The sequence below is a fragment of the Ensifer oleiphilus genome (assembly GCF_013371465.1).
Classification (GTDB): domain Bacteria; phylum Pseudomonadota; class Alphaproteobacteria; order Rhizobiales; family Rhizobiaceae; genus Ensifer; species Ensifer oleiphilus.
In genome coordinates, this window is the sequence record NZ_JABWDU010000005.1 from 143,186 (window position 1) to 161,528 (window position 18,343).

At 60.1% G+C, this 18,343-nt stretch carries 18 protein-coding genes; 14 read left to right on the forward strand and 4 right to left on the reverse strand.

Features of this window, described 5'->3' with window-relative positions; all coding sequences use genetic code 11:
- Window positions 1–9 precede the first annotated feature (9 nt).
- The 3 genes from HT585_RS20280 to HT585_RS20290 are packed head-to-tail and all read right to left on the reverse strand — an operon-like array spanning window position 10 to window position 2,408.
- Window positions 10–1,197 (reverse strand): GNAT family N-acetyltransferase, encoded by a 1,188-nt coding sequence (locus HT585_RS20280; protein ID WP_176354661.1) that lies wholly within the window; start codon window positions 1,195–1,197, stop codon window positions 10–12.
- A 4-nt stretch (window positions 1,198–1,201) separates the two neighbouring features.
- Window positions 1,202–1,927 carry a glycerophosphodiester phosphodiesterase gene (locus tag HT585_RS20285; RefSeq protein WP_176354662.1) on the reverse strand — a complete coding sequence of 242 codons (726 nt, stop codon included), beginning with the start codon at window positions 1,925–1,927 and terminating at the stop codon, window positions 1,202–1,204.
- A gap of 13 nt (window positions 1,928–1,940) precedes the next feature.
- Window positions 1,941–2,408, reverse strand: coding sequence for a RidA family protein (locus HT585_RS20290; protein ID WP_176354663.1), 468 nt, complete (start codon window positions 2,406–2,408; stop codon window positions 1,941–1,943).
- A 144-nt stretch (window positions 2,409–2,552) separates the two neighbouring features.
- Here HT585_RS20290 and HT585_RS20295 point away from each other — a divergent pair, with 144 nt between their 5' ends.
- The 14 genes from HT585_RS20295 (at window position 2,553) to HT585_RS20360 (ending at window position 16,852) form a co-directional block, all read left to right on the forward strand.
- A complete protein-coding gene (locus HT585_RS20295; RefSeq protein WP_176354664.1) occupies window positions 2,553–3,380 on the forward strand; it encodes a cell envelope integrity EipB family protein in 828 nt (275 codons plus the stop codon).
- Window positions 3,381–3,560: 180 nt separating this feature from the next.
- Window positions 3,561–4,328, forward strand: coding sequence for a 30S ribosomal protein S2 (rpsB, locus tag HT585_RS20300; RefSeq protein WP_077498297.1), 768 nt, complete (start codon window positions 3,561–3,563; stop codon window positions 4,326–4,328).
- A gap of 256 nt (window positions 4,329–4,584) precedes the next feature.
- On the forward strand, window positions 4,585–5,508 hold the full coding sequence (gene tsf, locus HT585_RS20305; protein ID WP_173419851.1) for a translation elongation factor Ts: 924 nt from the start codon (window positions 4,585–4,587) through the stop codon (window positions 5,506–5,508).
- Between the two features lie 191 nt (window positions 5,509–5,699).
- Window positions 5,700–6,422, forward strand: a complete 723-nt coding sequence (pyrH, locus tag HT585_RS20310; protein WP_173419852.1) for a UMP kinase — start codon at window positions 5,700–5,702, stop codon at window positions 6,420–6,422.
- Window positions 6,423–6,474: 52 nt separating this feature from the next.
- Window positions 6,475–7,035, forward strand: a complete 561-nt coding sequence (gene frr, locus HT585_RS20315; RefSeq protein ID WP_025426821.1) for a ribosome recycling factor — start codon at window positions 6,475–6,477, stop codon at window positions 7,033–7,035.
- A gap of 39 nt (window positions 7,036–7,074) precedes the next feature.
- On the forward strand, window positions 7,075–7,818 hold the full coding sequence (locus HT585_RS20320) for an isoprenyl transferase (RefSeq protein ID WP_077498294.1): 744 nt from the start codon (window positions 7,075–7,077) through the stop codon (window positions 7,816–7,818).
- Entirely contained in the window at window positions 7,818–8,651 is an 834-nt protein-coding gene (locus tag HT585_RS20325; protein WP_176354665.1) for a phosphatidate cytidylyltransferase, read from the forward strand. Before HT585_RS20320 ends, HT585_RS20325 begins: the two co-directional genes overlap by 1 nt.
- Window positions 8,652–8,680: 29 nt before the next feature.
- A complete protein-coding gene (gene rseP, locus HT585_RS20330; RefSeq protein WP_176354666.1) occupies window positions 8,681–9,814 on the forward strand; it encodes an RIP metalloprotease RseP in 1,134 nt (377 codons plus the stop codon).
- Between the two features lie 251 nt (window positions 9,815–10,065).
- Window positions 10,066–12,402 (forward strand): outer membrane protein assembly factor BamA, encoded by a 2,337-nt coding sequence (gene bamA, locus HT585_RS20335; RefSeq protein WP_176354667.1) that lies wholly within the window; start codon window positions 10,066–10,068, stop codon window positions 12,400–12,402.
- 48 nt (window positions 12,403–12,450) lie between these two features.
- Window positions 12,451–13,515: a UDP-3-O-(3-hydroxymyristoyl)glucosamine N-acyltransferase gene (gene lpxD, locus HT585_RS20340; RefSeq protein WP_176354668.1), complete on the forward strand. Its 1,065-nt coding sequence runs from the start codon at window positions 12,451–12,453 to the stop codon at window positions 13,513–13,515.
- Window positions 13,508–13,972 carry a 3-hydroxyacyl-ACP dehydratase FabZ gene (gene fabZ, locus HT585_RS20345; RefSeq protein ID WP_025426827.1) on the forward strand — a complete coding sequence of 155 codons (465 nt, stop codon included), beginning with the start codon at window positions 13,508–13,510 and terminating at the stop codon, window positions 13,970–13,972. The genes lpxD and fabZ overlap by 8 nt, the downstream gene beginning before the upstream one ends.
- Window positions 13,973–13,974: 2 nt before the next feature.
- On the forward strand, window positions 13,975–14,784 hold the full coding sequence (gene lpxA, locus HT585_RS20350) for an acyl-ACP--UDP-N-acetylglucosamine O-acyltransferase (RefSeq protein ID WP_425513767.1): 810 nt from the start codon (window positions 13,975–13,977) through the stop codon (window positions 14,782–14,784).
- 2 nt (window positions 14,785–14,786) lie between these two features.
- The gene (locus tag HT585_RS20355) at window positions 14,787–15,677 is read left to right on the forward strand and encodes a UDP-2,3-diacylglucosamine diphosphatase LpxI domain-containing protein (protein ID WP_176354670.1); all 891 of its coding nucleotides are present in this window, start codon (window positions 14,787–14,789) and stop codon (window positions 15,675–15,677) included.
- Complete coding sequence (locus HT585_RS20360; protein WP_176354671.1) at window positions 15,674–16,852, forward strand: lipid-A-disaccharide synthase; 1,179 nt, start codon at window positions 15,674–15,676, stop codon at window positions 16,850–16,852. Before HT585_RS20355 ends, HT585_RS20360 begins: the two co-directional genes overlap by 4 nt.
- A 146-nt stretch (window positions 16,853–16,998) precedes the next feature.
- On the opposite strand, the gene gltA is transcribed toward HT585_RS20360, so the two are convergent.
- Complete coding sequence (gene gltA, locus HT585_RS20365) at window positions 16,999–18,288, reverse strand: citrate synthase (RefSeq protein WP_176354672.1); 1,290 nt, start codon at window positions 18,286–18,288, stop codon at window positions 16,999–17,001.
- Between the last annotated feature and the right edge of the window lie 55 nt (window positions 18,289–18,343).

Sequence of the window (18,343 nt, forward strand, 5' to 3'; positions counted from 1 at the left end):
AAGAGCGGTTCAATCGTCCTGGCGCTCACCTTTTCGGAAAGGGCCGTGTTCGGCAAGAAATTCGGCCGTTTCCTCCACATCCCTGCGTTCGCGAACAAGATAGTCCTGAACTGCGCGGGCAAGGCCGGGATGGCTGATATAGTGCGCCGAATGGGTCGTGACCGGCATGTAGCCGCGGGCAAGCTTGTGCTCGCCCTGCGCACCGGCCTCCACGCGCTTGAGGCCCTTTGCGATCGCGAAGTCGATTGCCTGGTGATAGCAGACTTCGAAATGCAGGAAAGGGTGGTCCTCGATGCAGCCCCAGTGACGACCATAAAGTGCGTCGCCGCCGATGAAGTTGATCGCGCCCGCAATATATCGGCCATTGCGTCGCGCCATCATCAGCACGATATCCTCGGGCATGCGCTCGCCGATCAGCGAATAGAAGGCGCGCGTCAGATACGGGCGTCCCCACTTGCGGCTGCCGGTATCCATGTAGAACGTGAAGAATTGATCCCAGATCGCTTCCGTCAGGTCGCTGCCGGTCAACCAGTCGACCGTTATTCCATTTTCGAGTGCCGCACGGCGCTCCTTCTTCAGGGCCTTGCGTTTTCTCGATGCCAGCGTTTCCAGAAAGTCGTCATGGGAGCCATAACCTTCGTTGAGGAAATGGAACTGCTGGTCGGTCCGGTGAAGGAAACCAGCCCTTTCGAAGGTCGGCATCTCCGCTTCACGCACGAAGGTCACATGCGCCGACGAGGCATCGTGCCGTCGCGCCAGTTCCTGCAAGCCCGCCGCAAGGCCCTCCTGCACGGGAGAGCCATCGTCGCCCGAAACCGTCAGCAGCCTGGGTCCGGTTGCCGGCGTGAACGGAATGGAGCCTTGAAGCTTCGGATAGTACCGGCCGCCGGCGCGCTCGAATGCATCCGCCCATCCATGGTCGAAGACATATTCACCCTGGCTGTGGTTCTTCAGATAGCAGACGAGCGCTCCGAGGAGTTCTCCGTCGGAGCCTTCCATCAGCAGATGTTGACCGAGCCAGCCGGTTTTGGCGGTGGCCGAGCCTGATTCCTCCAGCGCTGAGAGGTAGGCATGCGAGACGAACGGATTGTAGATGGCGCCGTCTCGCCCTTTCGCCGCGCCGGAAAGCATGCTCCAGCGCGCCGTCGGTATATCGGCGAAGGATTGCTCTATGCGGATGGTGACGGCGTCAGACATGAGCTCAGGAAATCAACGCCTCCCGCGGGTCGAAGCCCTCGAAGGTCATCTGGTCGGCATGGGCGTAGGTGTATTCTTCAGCCTGCCTGTCGCGAACGGTCCAGGTGATGATCGTTCGGCCGAGCGTGCGTTCCTTGGTGATGAACGAATTCGGCAGATGGCCGTAATGGTAGGAGATGAAGTCGAGGCCGAGCTGCATCGCCTCTTCGTGCACGAAGAACGTCTCCGGCCTTGCACCCTCGGCGGTCAGCCCGAGCGGGTAGGGGGCATCGAGTGCTTTCAAGTCCTTGAGCAGCCAATGGTCGAAGCTCATCAGCGCCACATGGCCCTTGTAGCCTTCGAGCGTTTCGAGCACGGCGGCAGCAAAACCCTCGTCGTCGCCTTTGCGTCCCTTGAGCTCGATGACCAGCGGCACGCGTCCTTTGATGAGCCGCAGCATCTGCGACAGCGTCGGGATCTTGTCCTTCGTGCCGCCGATCGCCATAAGGCCGAGTTCGCCGGCCGTTCGCGAGCGCACGTCGCCCTTGATGCCGCACAGGCGCTCGGTGTCGTCGTCATGGAAGACGACCGGAACGCTGTCGGCGGTGTATTGCAGGTCGCACTCGATGGCAAAGCCGGCATCGGCAGCGCGGGAAAACGCTGAAAGCGTGTTTTCCCAGACCTGCCTGTTCATGTCGTGATAGCCGCGATGGGCGATCGGCTGCGCTTTCAGCCAGGAAATATCGGTCATGCCTGGCACCCGATCACGCGATCTCGATGACGGCGTCGATCTCGACGGCGGCATTGAAGGGCAGGGCGGCCATGCCGACGGCGGCGCGCGCATGCTTGCCGGCTTCGCCAAGGACGTTGGCAAGCAGGTTCGAAGCACCGTTGAGCACAAGATGCTGTTCGATGAATTCCGGCGTGGAGGCAACAAAACCGTTGATCTTGACCAGCCGGCGGATGCGGCCGAGTTCGCCGCCGAGCGCGGATTTGGCCTGGGCGAGAATGTTGATCGCGCAGAGTTCGGCGGCGCGCTGGGCGCCAGCGACGTCGACGTCCTTGCCGACATGGCCGGTCACTGCGATCTTGCCGCCTTCCATAGGCAGCTGTCCGGAGATGTAGAGCATCGAGCCGCTGATGACGTAGGGCACATAATTTGCCGCCGGGGCTGCAGCCTGGGGAAGGGTGACGCCGAGGTCCTTGAGGCGCGTTTCGATCTCTGCGGACATGGAAAGCTCCGTTGTTGTCTTTTGTGTTAAAATCCGGCATTCAGGCCGGATCGCGGCGTCGCGACGGCATTTGATGTGATGTCGCCTCGCTTCTGCCGAAAGCTTGTTTATAGCATTGCCGGCGAGTCCAACAGGAGGAAACGGATGTTTCGTAAAGGCTTCGGTCGCGCAAGTTTGGGCAGCGCCTGCCTGGCTGTGATGACGGTTTCGGGCATCAGCGCGGCGAGCGCAAATGTCCTTGTGCCGCATCGCGCCGTCTACGACCTCGAACTCAAGGACGCCTCCGACCGATCGGGCATTTCCGGCATGTACGGTCGGATGGTGTACGAGTTCAACGGATCGGCCTGCGAGGGATATACGGTCAGTTTCCGCTTCGTGACGCAGGTCAATACCGGCGAAGAAACGCGCATGACCGACCAGCAGACGACCACCTATGAGGATATGAAGTCCGGCAACTTCCGCTTTTTGACGCGGTCGTTCACCGACGAGAAGCTCGACAAGGAAGTGCGCGGTACGGCTCATGACGACAAGACCGGTGTCAAGGTCGAGCTGACCGCGCCGGACAAGCGCGAGGTCGAGCTTGCGGCAAGCCGGTTTCCGACCGAGCATATGGTCGAGGTCATCGACCGCGCCAAGAAGGGCGAAAGCTTCTTCGAGGCACGGATCTTCGATGGATCCGATTCGGGTGACAAGACGCTGATCACCTCGACCTTCGTCGGCAAGTCGCGCAAACCGACGGCTGACGAGCCGGATGCAGGCAAGGCTGGCAAGCTCGGGACCGAGAATTACTGGCCTGTCACAATCTCCTACTTCAACGACGACAAGAGCGGCGATGCGCTGCCGATCTACCGCATGTCGTTCAAACTGTACGAAAACGGCATTACCCGCGATCTGACGATGGACTACGGCGACTTCGTGCTGAGCGGTAAGCTCGCCGACCTCGAAGTCTTCAAATCGGAAGAATGCAAGTAATCGATATGACAAAAACAGACTCCAAGTCTTGATTTGTCGGGCGGTAGCCGCTAAGGGGCTGCCCATTCCACACGTGAGGCATGGGATGTTCCGGGAGAAATCCGGATCGTTCCGCCGGTGGGCTTTTCGAAAGAAGAGCTCGACGTCTCGCGGAGGTTAAACCGGAAAAGGAGAAAAGGCATGGCATTGCCTGATTTTAGCATGCGCCAGCTGCTTGAGGCTGGTATTCACTTCGGTCACCAGACACATCGCTGGAACCCGAAGATGAAGCCCTACATCTTCGGCGATCGCAACAACGTTCACATCATCGACCTCGCACAGACCGTTCCGATGCTGTCGCGCGCACTGCAGGTCGTTAGCGACACCGTCGCCAACGGCGGCCGCGTCCTGTTCGTCGGCACCAAGCGCCAGGCTTCGGAAATCATCGCTGACGCTGCAAAGCGTTCGGCCCAGTACTACGTCAATGCTCGCTGGCTCGGCGGCATGATGACCAACTGGAAGACGATTTCGAACTCGATCCAGCGCCTGCGCAAGCTCGACGAAATCCTCGCTTCGGAAGCTTCGGGCTTCACGAAGAAGGAGCGTCTGAACCTTGAGCGCGAACGCGAAAAGCTCAACCGCGCTCTCGGCGGTATCCGCGACATGGGCGGCACGCCGGACCTGATGTTCATCATCGACACCAACAAGGAATCGATCGCAATCGACGAAGCCAAGCGTCTTGGCATCCCGGTTGTCGCCGTTATCGACTCCAACTGCGATCCGGACCAGATCGACTACCCGATCCCGGGCAACGACGACGCATCGCGTGCAATCGCTCTTTACTGCGATCTCATTGCTCGTGCAGCCATCGACGGCATTGCCCGTCAGCAGGGCGCATCGGGCCGCGATCTCGGCGCATCGGCTGAAGCTATGATCGAGCCTGCGCTCGACGAAGCCTCCGAAGCCTGATCGGACGGCGCGGCGGACATAGGATCGCCGCACCAATCTAATATCGGGACGAGGCCGTTTGGGATGAAAGATCTGAACGGCCTTGTTCTTTTCAGCGAGGGATGAAGCGGCTTTGGCCGGCGATCCGCGCCCCGGACACGACAGCGGTCGGCGCGTTCATCACGGTGTCACATTCGCAAGCCATTCCCCTGCCAAACCTCCTGGTGCCGCGCCACTTGCGGGCAGCGCGCCAGCCAAACAGACAAAGAGGCAAAAGATGAGTGTAACTGCAGCAATGGTGAAGGAACTGCGCGAAAAGACCGGCGCAGGCATGATGGATTGCAAGAAGGCGCTCGCCGAAACCAATGGCGACATGGAAGCTGCGATCGACTGGTTGCGTGCCAAGGGCATCGCCAAGGCCGACAAGAAGTCGGGCCGCACGGCTGCTGAAGGCCTCATCGGTATCGTCAGCGGCGGCGTCAAGGCTGTTGTCGTCGAAGTCAACTCCGAGACCGACTTCGTAGCCCGCAACGAAGCCTTCCAGGAACTCGTTCGCGGCGTTGCCAACGTTGCGCTCGGCACCGACGGTTCTGTCGAAGCCATTGCCAACGCCAACTACCCGGCAACCGGCAAGTCGGTCGACGACACGATCAAGGATGCGATCGCCACCATCGGCGAGAACATGACGCTCCGCCGCGCAGCCCTGCTGCAGGTCGAAGACGGCGTCGTTGCGACCTACATCCACAACGCTGCCGGCGACGGCATCGGCAAGCTCGGCGTTCTCGTTGCGCTGAAGTCGATTGGCGACAAGGAAGTTCTGTTCTCGGTCGGCCGCCAGGTCGCCATGCACATTGCTGCCACCAACCCGCTGGCCATCCGCGCCGACGAAGTCGACGCGGCTGTTGCCGAGCGCGAACGCAACGTGTTCATCGAGCAGTCGCGCGCTTCTGGCAAGCCGGACAACATCATCGAAAAGATGGTTGAAGGCCGCATGCGCAAGTTCTTCGAAGAAGTCGCCCTGCTGTCGCAGGCCTTCGTCATGAACCCGGAAATCACCGTCGGTCAGGCCATCAAGGATGCTGAAAAGCTCGCTGGCGCACCGATCGAAGTGACCGGAATGGCCCGTCTTCTGCTCGGCGAAGGCGTCGAGAAGGAAGAATCCGACTTCGCAGCCGAAGTTGCGGCTGTCGCCAAGGGCTGATTTCTTCACCCTTGTTTGGAAAACCTCAGGGCATCGCGTGACAACGCGGTGCCCTTCGTGTATCCGGCTTCGTCAATGCGCCGGACCCGCCGGAAAATGCTCCGCAGCGGTTGAAACCGAGTAGCGCACTATGTCCTTATACGCAGCGCGCCTTTTTGCGTGCACGCGTACCGATCTGTTCAGGAGCGATGATGCCGGCCGAGCCAATCTACAAGCGTGTTCTACTTAAAGCCTCCGGTGAAGCCCTGATGGGAAGCCAGGGCTTCGGCATCGACGTGGCCGTCGCCGACCGCATTGCGGCCGACATCGCCGAGGCGCGCGCCATGGGCGTCGAAGTGGGCGTCGTCGTCGGTGGCGGCAATATCTTCCGCGGCGTTGCCGTCGCGTCCAAGGGTGGCGACCGGGTGACCGGCGACCATATGGGCATGCTGGCAACCGTCATCAATGCGCTCGCGCTGGCGACGTCGCTGCGCAAGCTCGACATCGACACGGTGGTGCTCTCGGCAATCGCAATGCCTGAGATCTGCGAAAGCTTCTCGCAGCGCGCAACGCTCTACCATCTGTCGCTCGGGCGCGTGGTGATCTTTGCGGGCGGTACCGGCAATCCGTTCTTCACGACCGATTCTGCAGCCGCGCTCCGCGCAGCCGAAATGGGTGCCGAGGCGATCTTCAAGGGCACGCAGGTGGACGGCATCTATTCCGCCGACCCGAAGAAGGACCCGACAGCGACGCGCTTCGACCACCTGACCCACAGCGCCGTCCTGGAAAAGGGCCTGGCGGTGATGGACGTGGCAGCGGTGGCGCTGGCGCGCGAGAACGCCATTCCGATCGTCGTCTTCTCCATTCACGAGAAGGGCGGCTTTGCCGAAATATTGACCGGTGGCGGCCGCGCCACCATCGTCACGGACAACTAGCAGCTGCCAGACAGCTATCTGCCGATAAAAGACAGAACGGGAGTTTTCAACCATGAGTGAAGGTGTAGACCTGAAGGAACTGAAGCGTCGCATGGATGGCGCTATCTCCGCATTCAAGAGCGATATCGCATCGCTGCGCACCGGCCGTGCGTCGGCGAATGTTCTCGATCCGGTGACCGTGGAAGCCTATGGCTCGCGTGTTCCGCTCAATCAGGTGGCAAACATCACCGTGCCGGAGCCGCGCATGCTGTCCGTTTCTGTCTGGGACAAACAGATGGTCGGCGCCGTCGATCGCGGCATCCGTGAATCGAACCTCGGCCTGAACCCGATCATCGACGGCCAGAACCTGCGCATCCCGCTGCCGGAGCTCAACGAAGAGCGTCGCAAGTCGCTGGTCAAGGTTGCCCACGACTATGCCGAAAAGGCCAAGGTCGCCGTGCGGCACGTTCGTCGCGATGGCATGGACGACCTGAAAAAAGCCGAAAAGGATGGCGACATCGGGCAGGATATCAGCCGTGCTCAGTCCGAGCGGGTGCAAAAGATGACCGATGAAACGATTTCCGATATCGACCGCTTGCTCGTCGATAAGGAAAAGGAAATCATGCAGGTCTGATCTGCTCCTGATCCTTGAGTCTCCTTTCGCGGACGCCTTATGCAAAATCTCCTCCCGATCACCGTTCCGGAACACGTTGCCATCATCATGGATGGCAACGGGCGCTGGGCGAATGCGCGCGGACTTCCGCGCACGATGGGACATCGCAAGGGCGTTGAGGCGGTTCGCGACGCAGTGAAGACGGCGGCGGAAGCGGGGGTTCGCTACCTCACGCTCTTTGCGTTTTCATCGGAAAACTGGAACAGGCCGCAGGCCGAAGTGACGGATCTGATGGGCTTGCTCAAGGCCTTCATTCGCCGTGACCTCGCTGATCTGCATCGCGAAAACGTCCGCATCCGGATTATCGGAGAGCGGTCGAACCTGCGAGGCGACATCCTGCCCCTGCTGATCGAGGCCGAGGAGACGACAAGCGGAAATACCGGCATTACGCTGGTGATCGCCTTCAATTACGGTGCGCGTGACGAGTTGACGCGCGCCATGCGACGCCTGGCGACGGAAGTTGCCCAGGGACGCTTGGCTCCCGAGGATATCACGCCGGAGCGTATTGCCGCTTCGCTCGATACGGCCGGGATACCCGATCCGGATCTCATTCTTCGCACCAGCGGCGAAGAGCGGCTTTCAAACTTTCTGTTGTGGCAGGGCGCCTATTCGGAACTGCTGTTCGTTCCCGAGCTTTGGCCAGACTTCACACGCGAGACGTTCCTGTCCGCGCTCGAGAAATTCGCCTGCCGCGAGCGTCGCTTCGGCGGTCTGGCGCAGCCGACGTTAGCGGTTGGTTCGTAATGCAAACAGAACTCAAGCTTCGCATCGCTTCCGGAGTGGTGCTCGCGGCGGTCGCCCTTGGCGCGACCTGGTTCGGCGGCTTGGCCTTCCAACTGCTTTCGGTGGCAATCGCCTTGCTCGTCTACTATGAATGGTCGACGATCACCGGTCTTGCGGAACGTGATTTCCAGGGCAACGCTTTCGGCTGGCTGTCTCTGGCGATAATCGCGGCGCTCATTCTTCTCGGAAACATCGGCTACAGTCTGCCGGCCCTGCTCCTTGTCGTCGTCATATCGGTCCTCTGGGTGTCGCTCAAAAAGGGGAGCTGGTGGCTGCCGGGCGGGATTGTCTATGCCGGATTGACGGGTATATCGCTGGCCGCGCTGCGAGGCGATGACAACCCTGGGCTGGCGGCGACGTTGTTCGTCTTCGCCGTTGTTTGGGGAACCGATATTCTTGCCTATTTCGTCGGCCGCGCCCTCGGCGGACCCAAGCTGGCACCGCGCATTTCACCCGGCAAGACCTGGTCCGGTGCGATTGGCGGCACCATCTGCGGTGTTCTAGCCGGAACGGCTGCTTTTATGGCATACTTCCCGCTGCAAGACCTCCGTATCCCGATGTTGGCGCTGGTTCTCTCCGTCGCGAGCCAGATCGGGGACCTCTTCGAATCCTTCATAAAGCGCCGCTTCGGCGTCAAGGATTCGAGCCATCTCATTCCTGGGCATGGTGGGGTCATGGATCGGGTTGACGGTCTGGTCTTCGCCTGTATCGCCACGCTGGTCCTTGTCCTGATACAGTATGTCGTCAGCGATGGGCGTCAGATCGCCTTCGGTTCGGTCCTGCTCGGCCTGTAATGCCGTTCGCAGGCACTTAAGGAAAGTCCATGACATATCTGCTTGATGCCCTGCAATTCGTGACCGGCTACATCGTTCCATTCCTGCTGGTTCTGACCCTCCTGGTCTTCGTGCACGAAATGGGACACTATCTCGTCGGCCGGTGGTCGGGCATTCGTATCCTCGCGTTCTCGGTCGGCTTCGGACCGGAGCTGTTGGGCTGGACAGATAAGCATGGCACCCGGTGGAAATTCTGCGTGATACCGCTTGGCGGCTACGTCAAGTTCTACGGCGACGAGGATGCGGCCAGCACGCCGGACTACAAGCGGCTGGAGACGATCTCGCCGGAAGAAAGGGCCCAAACCTTTCTGGGGGCCAAGCTGTGGAAGCGGGCAGCGACGGTTGCCGCCGGCCCCATCGCAAATTTCATCCTCGCCATCGCGATTTTTGCCGTTCTCTTCGCCGTCTACGGGCGTTCGGTGGCAGACCCCGTCGTCGCACAGGTCAAGGAGAATAGTGCCGCGGCCAAAGCCGGCATTTTGCCCCGCGACCGGTTGATCGCCATTGACGGAACCCCGGTGGCGACGTTTGACGATGTTCGCCGTTATGTCAGCGTGCGGCCGGAACTTGAGATCAAGATCCGGATCGAGCGGGACGGTGCATTCCTGGACCTTCCCATGGTGCCGGAACGGACCGAGATTTCCGACCAGTTCGGAAACAAGATGGAGATTGGCATCATCGGCATTGTCACCGATCAGGATGCCGGCAATTTCCGTCTGGTCAGCTATGGTCCGATCGAGGCGATCGGGCAGGGTGCGCTGCAAAGCTGGCACATTGTCACCGGTACGTTCGACTATCTGGCGAATCTCGTTACCGGGCGGATGAAGGCGGATCAGCTTGGCGGCCCCATCCGTGTGGCCCAGGCTTCGGGCCAAATGGCGACACTGGGTGTTGCAGCCGTGCTGCAGCTTGCGGCTGTCCTGTCAGTTTCCATAGGATTGCTTAACCTCATGCCCGTTCCGGTGCTTGATGGCGGCCATCTGATGTTCTATGCGGTTGAGGCCTTGCGCGGGAAGCCGGTTGGAGCCGCCGCGCAGGATGTCGCCTATCGGATCGGCTTTGCCATGGTGCTGATGCTCATGGTTTTTGCCACCTGGAACGACATCTCGATGTTCTTCGGCTAGCGTTCGGCCGGGGAGTGTTTGGGCGGAAACGACGACCGATACTGTGAACGATTGGATTTCAATGGCTTGTACAGCAAGGATTTGTTTACGATAACTCGAATCTGTAGTGGCCGTTAAGCCACGGTTCGAATTGAAGTAAACAGAAATTAACGAGCTGGCTTGCTTGTATGGGAAAAGCGGGTAAAACGGCAACCGTGACCGGAGTCGGCACGAAATTGCCGCGCGACGTTGGGAAAAGGTAAGATTTGAACATGAAAGCTGGTTCAAGGTTTTTGAACGCGGTGTCTGCGTTTGCGCTATCCACGAGTATGGTGGTTTCTGGCGCTGGTGTTGGATTGCTCGCAGGCGCTTCCGTCGCAGAGGCCGCCACCATCAGTCGTGTTGAAGTTCGCGGAGCCACGCGCGTCAGCGCTGAGACGGTGCGCGCGAACATCACGATTGTTCCCGGTAAGAGCTTCAGCAATGCCGATATCGATGCTTCCGTGAAGCGTCTGTACTCGACCGGCTATTTCTCTGATGTCAGCATCAATATTGCCGGTGGGACGCTTGTCGTCACCGTCAGCGAGAATCAGCTGATCAACCAGGTTGTCTTCAACGGTAATCGGAAGATCAAGGACGACAAGCTGCAAGGCATCGTCCGCACCCAGCCGCTCGGTCCCTACAGCGAAGCAACCGTCGAAACCGATATTCAGTCGATCAAGGACGCCTACGCAGCGATCGGTCGCAGCGATATCACGGTTACGACGCAGGTTGTTCCGATTGCCGAAGGTCGTGTGAATCTTGCCTTCGTGATCAACGAAGGTGAACGTACCAAGATTTCGCAGATCAATTTCGTCGGCAACGAAGCCTACAGCGATGGTCGTCTGCAGTCGGTGATCGCGACGAAGGAATCCGGCATCTTCTCGTTCCTGACCCGCAAGGACGTTTACAACCCGGACAAGCTGCGCGCCGACGAAGAGCTGCTGCGCCAGTTCTATTTCAACCGCGGCTACGCTGACTTCCAGGTCATTTCGTCCGAGGCTACGCTGAACGAGGCGACCAACGAGTACACGGTGACGGTCACCGTCGAAGAAGGTCCGCGTTACGACTTCGGTGCGGTGACGGTGGAATCGACGGTCGAAGGTGTGGATGCTGAATCACTGAAAGGTGTTGTCCTCAGCCGCGAAGGATCGGTCTACAAGGCCAAGGATATCCAGGAAACGATGAGCGAGATTTCGAAGCGCGTCGCTTCGGCTGGCTACCCGTTTGCGCGCGTCACCCCGCGCGGTAACCGCGACCTCGGCAATCATACGATCGCAGTCGATTATCTCGTCGATCAGGGCGAGCGCGCCTATGTCGAGCGCATTGAAATCCGCGGCAATACCCGCACACGTGACTACGTTATCCGTCGCGAGTTCGATATGGGCGAAGGCGATGCCTTCAACCAGGAAATGGTAGCGCGTGCCAAGCGTCGCCTCGAGGCTCTTGGTTACTTCTCGACCGTCAACGTCTCGACGGCTCCCGGCAGCGCTGCCGACCGTGTCGTGGTTATCGTTGACGTTCAGGATCAGTCGACCGGTTCGTTCGGTATTGGTGCCGGTTACTCCGCTGGCAGCGGTGGCGGCTTCCTCGTCGAAGCCTCGATTGAAGAAAAGAACTTCCTCGGTCGCGGTCAGTACATTCGCGTCGCTGCAGGTCGCGGCGATGAGAGTCGGACTTACAACGTTTCGTTCACCGAGCCGTATTTCCTTGGTTATCGTCTGGCCGCAGGCTTCGACGTCTTCAAGAATGAAAACGACTTTGATGACGACAACTACAGCTATGAAGACCAGGGTTTCAGCCTGCGCATAGCGGCTCCGATTACCGAAAACCTGTCGACCACGCTGCGGTACAACTATACGCAGTTCGACTATAGCAGCGGTAATCTCGCAGATCTGTCGTCGCCTTACGTTCGCGCAGTTGAGGGTGGAAACTGGCTCCGTTCGTCGGTGTCGCAGTCGATCACGTACAACACGCTCGATGACGCCCAGCTGCCGCATGACGGCGTGCTTGCGACATTCACGCATGAATTTGCCGGTCTCGGCGGTGATTCTGACTTCTACAAGATGACCGGTAAGGCCAAGTGGTACTACACGGTCAACGATGAAGCGGACATCATTGCTTCGCTCGCGGGTGGTGCCGGTCATATCTTCGAAACCGGCAGCGACCTGCAAGTCTTCGACCAGTTCCAGCTGGGCAGCAACGATATTCGCGGCTTTGAGCGTAACGGTATCGGTCCGCGCGATCAAAGAACGGGCGACGCACTTGGCGGCACGACGTACTTCACAGCTTCGGCCGAGGCGACGTTCCCGCTTCCGGGTATCCCGCGTGACAGCGGTTTCCGCGGCGCGGTCTTTGCCGATGCGGGTACGCTCTATAGCAACAAGGTGGCCATGTTGCCTTCGGAAACGGTTCAGGGCAACGGTTCCTCGCTGCGTGCGTCGGTCGGTCTCGGCTTGATCTGGGCTTCGCCGTTCGGTCCGTTGCGTGTCGACTACGCCTGGCCGATCGCGAAGGAAGATTTCGACAAGGTTCAGAACCTGAAGTTCGGTATTTCCTCGTCGTTCTGATAAAGAAGCAGTCCAGAACTGCCGAAAGTTGATTGTTCTGGAGTGTCCATGGAACAGAACTGGTTTTTTCCGCCCCATAAAGGGATTCGCTTGGGTGACCTCGCGAATCAAATTGGGACGGAGTTGTCGGATGGCGCGGTTGCAGATCGCGCTATCCATTCCGTAGCTCCTGTCTATCGGGCAAAGCCCGGCGACATTTGCTATATGCTTTCGCGCAAGTACCGCGCCGAGCTGGAGACTTGCCAAGCCTCCGCGATTATCTGCGACAAGACGATCGCTCCGCTCGTGCCGCCTCATATTCCCATTCTCCTGACTGGACGTCCGCATACGGCCTTTGCCTTGGCGGGCACGCTGTTGCACGAGGTGGCGATGCGCCCGTCGCGCAATACCAGCCTTGTTGGCGTCTCGCCGGCTGCTTTCGTCGATCCGTCCGCGCGTCTGGAAGAGGGCGTTGAGGTCGAGCCGATGGCCGTAATCGGAGCCGGTGCGGAGATTGGGAGCGGCACCCGGATTGCCGCAGGCGCGGTGATCGGCCCCGGCGTTCGTATCGGCCGCGACTGCACGATCGCGGCAGGCGTTAGCGTTCTTTGCGCTCTTGTTGGCAACAACGTCATCATCCATCCCGGCGCTCGGATCGGCCAGGACGGGTTCGGCTACGCGCCGGGTCCAAAGGGTGGAATGATCAAGATCGTCCAGGTCGGGCGTGTGATCATTCAGGACCATGTTGAGATCGGTGCGAACACCACGATCGATCGCGGCACGATGGACGACACTGTCATCGGCGAAGGTACGAAGATCGACAACCTCGTGCAGGTGGGCCACAACGTCCGCATTGGTCGCTATTGCGGTATTGTCAGCCAGGTCGGTATCGCCGGCAGCACCAGAATTGGTGACGGCGTGATGATCGGCGGTGGCAGCGGCGTCAACGGCCACATCACCGTGGGCGACGGCGTGCAGATTGCCGCGATGAGCGGCGTTGCAAGCGACGTGCCTGCGGGCGAACGTTATGGCGGTATTCCAGCGCGTCCGATGCGCGATTTCCTGCGCGATGTTGCCGAAATGGCGTTGCGCGCAAGTGACAGACAGAAAAAGAAGGGTGGCACGAATGAGTGAGGCGGCAACGGTTCTGGGTACGGCGGATATTCAGGAGATCCTGAAGCTTCTCCCGCATCGCTACCCCTTCCTGCTCGTCGACCGGATCATCGAGATCGACGGCGACAATTCGGCGATTGGCATCAAGAATGTTTCGGCGAATGAGCCGCACTTCACCGGCCACTTCCCGGAAAAGCCGATCATGCCGGGCGTCTTGCTGATTGAAGGCATGGCGCAGACCGCAGGCGCGATCTGTGCGCGCAAGACCGCTTCGGGCACCAATCTCGTCTACTTCATGACCATCGACAATGCGCGGTTCCGCAAGCCCGTTGTTCCGGGCGATCGTGTCGAATTTCATGTCGTGAAGCAGAAGCAGCGCGGCAATATCTGGAAATTTCATTGTGACGCAAAAGTTGACGGGCAACTTGTCGCAGAAGCTGATATCGGCGCGATGATCGTCAGCACGGAAGACGCTTGAACATGATTGCAGCAACAGCGAAGATCCACCCTTCCTCGATCATCGAGGATGGGGCTGTGATCGGCGAGAACGTTAAGATCGGCCCGTTTTGCTACATCGGGCCGAAAGTCGTTCTCGGCGACGACATGGAGCTCAAGAGCCACGTCGTCGTGGACGGCCGGACGACGATCGGCAAGGGCTCCAAGATTTTCCCGAATGCTGTCATCGGTGGAGATTCGCAAAGCGTGCACCACAGCACGGTCGACACCATCTTGCAGATCGGCGACAACTGCACGATCCGCGAAGGTGTGACGATGAATGCAGGCACCGTCGAATACGGCGGCGCGACGATCGTCGGCAACAACAATCTGTTCCTCGCCTATTCGCACGTGGCGCATGATTGCCGCCTCGGCAACAACATCATCATGTCGAACAACGTGTTGCTGGCAGGCCATGTAACGATCGGGGACCGGGCGATCCTCGGTGGCGGCTGTGCTGTGCATCAGTTCACGCGCATCGGTCGGCAGGCGTTCATCGGTGGTCTTTCAGCCGTCAGCTACGACGTCATTCCCTACGGCATGCTCAACGGCAATCCCGGTGTTCTAAGCGGGCTCAATGTGGTGGGCATGACCCGCGCTGGCATCGAGCGTGCAACGATCCATGTGGTGCGCCGGGCTTACAAGCAGATCTTCGAAGGGCCGGAATCGGTTCGCGCCAATGCTGCCGCCATTCGCGCTGATTATGCGGACTGTGCACCGGTCGTCGAAATCCTCGATTTCATTGCAGCCGAGAGCGACAGGGCACTGTCGTCGCCAAGCCGCGGCAAGGCCTGAGCGTGACGTCGGTCGGGGCGAGCCGCGCGGCGAAAGGCGGCCGGCTCGCGATCATCGCCGGAGGCGGCGCTCTACCGCACCACGTGGCCGAGGCGGTTCGCGCCCGGGGAGAAGATCCCTATATCATCGCGCTCTCGCGCGAAGCTGAAGAGAGCGATTGGCTTGAGTTTGACCACTCCGTCCTCGCCATTGGTGACTTCTCCGCAATCAGCCGCACCTTTAGGGACGAAGGCATCGATCGTGTCGTGCTTTCCGGATGGGTTCGTCGCCGACCGGAATGGCGCGACATTCGCCCGACGCTGAAAACCCTTGCCAGGGTGCCGAGCGTTTTAAGGACACTCGTATCAGGTGGCGACGACGCGGTTCTGCGTATGGCGATGCAACTGATCGAAGCGAGCGGCGCCCACGTGATCGGCGTTCACGAGGTCGTACCAAACCTTCTCGCAGATCCAGGGCCGATCGGTGCCCTCACACCATCCGACGACGACAGGCGCGACGTAGAGGCCGGCATTGCGGCCGCCAACGCGCTTGGTCAGCTTGATGTGGGGCAGGGCGCCATCGCCGTCGGTGGCCGCGTGGTGGCGCTGGAGGGTGCTGAAGGCACCGATGCGATGCTAGAGCGCGTAGCGACACTCAAGGCGGAAGGACGGGTCTCGGCACGCCGCCGCGGGGTGCTGGTCAAGCTATGCAAGCCGGAACAGGATTTACGCGCTGATCTGCCATCGATCGGACCGTCGACAGTCGCCGGCGCCGTTGCTGCCGGGCTTGCCGGAATTGCCGTCGAAGCTGGGCGCGCCCTGGTGCTCGAGCGCGCCGAGGTGATCGAGGCCGCCAACCGGGCAGGACTGTTTGTCATCGGCGTCGAGCGCAGCGATTACCGGGGAAGGGCATGAGCGGACAGAGCTATAAACTGGCAGTGATTGCTGGCGAAGTATCGGGTGATCTGCTTGGAACAGATCTGGTACGGGCACTGCGCATCCAGTGCGGTCGTGATGTCGAGTTGGTCGGCGTCGGCGGTGACGGCCTGGAGAGTGAAGGTCTGAAATCGCTGTTCGACTATTCCGAACTGTCGATCATGGGCTTTTCGCAGGTGCTGGCGCGTCTGCCGAAGTTGATTCTGCGCATCCGGCAGACCGCAAAGGCCATTATTGCGTCGCGCCCCGATGCCCTGCTGATTATCGATAGTCCGGATTTCACCCATCGTGTGGCGCGCCGCGTGCGTGCCGCACTGCCGGATCTGCCCGTCATCAACTATGTCTGCCCGAGCGTATGGGCGTGGAAACCGGAACGCGCGCCGCGCATGCGCGGCTATGTCGACCACGTGTTGGCGGTTTTGCCGTTCGAGCCCGAGATCATGCGCAAGCTCAAGGGGCCGCCGACGACCTATATCGGCCATCGTCTGGCAACGGACGCCAATGTGCTCGCCGTTCGCGCCAGCCGGCGTGCGAAATTGCGCGAGGCGAACGGGAGCTCTGTTTCGACCTGCCTGCTTCTGCCGGGCTCTCGGTCGAGTGAAATTGGGCGACTGCTGCCGATTTTTGGGCAGATGGTGGAAGAGCTCGCGGGCCGGCATCCGGGCGTCCAGTTCCTGTTGCCAACGGTTCCTCGCCAAGAAAAACTGGTCCGCGAAATCACGTCCGGTTGGAAGGTTCAGCCGGAGATATCCGTCGGCGCTGCCGAAAAATGGGCGGCCTTCGACAAGGCGGATGCTGCAATCGCCGCTTCCGGAACAGTCATTCTTGAACTCGCGCTTGCCGGCGTTCCCGTCGTCTCCACCTATGATGCCGATTGGCTCGTGCGATTGCTGCATAGCCGCATCCGAATCTGGAGCGGGGCGCTTCCCAACCTGATCGCCGATTTCCCGATCGTGCCGGAATATTTCAACCAGAGCATTAGGCCGGGCGCCCTGACCCGCTGGGTCGAGCGGCTGTCCGCCCCGAGTGCCCAGCGCGCATCGATGCTCGACGGGTACGCGCTCGTGCAAGAGCGCATGGCGACCAGCAGACCGCCCGGCGAACTGGGCGCTCAAATCGTCCTCTCGCATATGCAGGACAAAAACGTCCGCTAGGGACCAATTTCCTTGGGCATTCGATCTTTCGATGCAGCGATCACCACAGCAACATAACAGGCCGGTACATCGTTGCGATGCTTCGGTCTCCAAATGAAAATGCCCGGTCATTTCTGACCGGGCTTTTGCAATTCCATATCAAGATCTTAGCGCTTGGAGACCGGCACGTAGTCGCGCTGGGGAGCGCCGACATAGAGCTGGCGCGGGCGGCCGATGCGCTGTTCCGGATCTTCGATCATCTCGTTCCACTGGGCGATCCAGCCGACGGTGCGGGCGAGCGCGAACAGCACGGTGAACATGGTGGTGGGGAAGCCCAGCGCCTTCAGCGTGATGCCGGAGTAGAAGTCGATGTTCGGGTAGAGCTTCTTCTCGATGAAGTATTCGTCGGTCAGCGCGATGCGCTCGAGCTCCATCGCTACTTCGAGCAGCGGATCATCCTTGTGACCGAGTTCGGCGAGCACTTCATGCGTGGTCTTCTGCATGATCTTGGCGCGCGGATCGTAGTTCTTGTAGACGCGGTGGCCGAAGCCCATCAGGCGGAACGGATCGTTCTTGTCCTTGGCCTTGGCGATGTATTCGGGAATTCGGTCGACCGAGCCGATTTCGGCCAGCATGTTGAGCGCGGCTTCGTTGGCGCCGCCGTGGGCCGGACCCCAGAGGCAGGCGATGCCGGCGGCAATGCAGGCAAACGGATTGGCACCGGACGAACCGGCAAGGCGCACGGTCGAGGTCGAGGCGTTCTGCTCATGGTCGGCATGCAGGATGAAGATCCGATCCATGGCGCGCGACAGCACCGGGTTGACCACGTATTCCTCGCAAGGCACGGCGAAGCACATGCGCAGGAAGTTGGATGCGTAGTCGAGGTCGTTCTTCGGGTAAACGAAGGGCTGGCCGATATGGTACTTGTAGGCCATCGCGGCGATCGTCGGCATCTTTGCGATCATGCGCAGCGAGGCGACCATGCGCTGGTGCGGATCCGTGATGTCGGTCGAGTCGTGATAGAAGGCAGAGAGAGCGCCGACGCAGCCGCACATGACGGCCATCGGGTGGGCGTCGCGGCGGAAGCCGGTGAAGAAGCGCGACATCTGCTCGTGCACCATGGTGTGGTGCGTGACGCGATAGTCGAAATCGGCCTTCTGCGCCTTCGTCGGCAGTTCGCCGTAAAGCAGCAGGTAGCAGACTTCAAGGAAATCGCCGTGTTCGGCAAGCTGCTCGATCGGGTAGCCGCGGTGCAGGAGCACGCCTTCATCGCCGTCGATATAGGTGATCTTGGATTCGCACGACGCCGTCGAGGTAAAGCCCGGGTCGTATGTGAACATCTTGGTCTGCTTGTAGAGCGAACCGATATCGACCACATCAGGACCGATGGACCCCGATCGCACCGGTAGCTCCGCCGACTTTCCATCGAGTGTTACGACCGCGCTTTTTTCTGTCATGGGGACCCTCCGTCTTATGGCAACGTGGCACAGAGATATGCCACGAAAATGAACG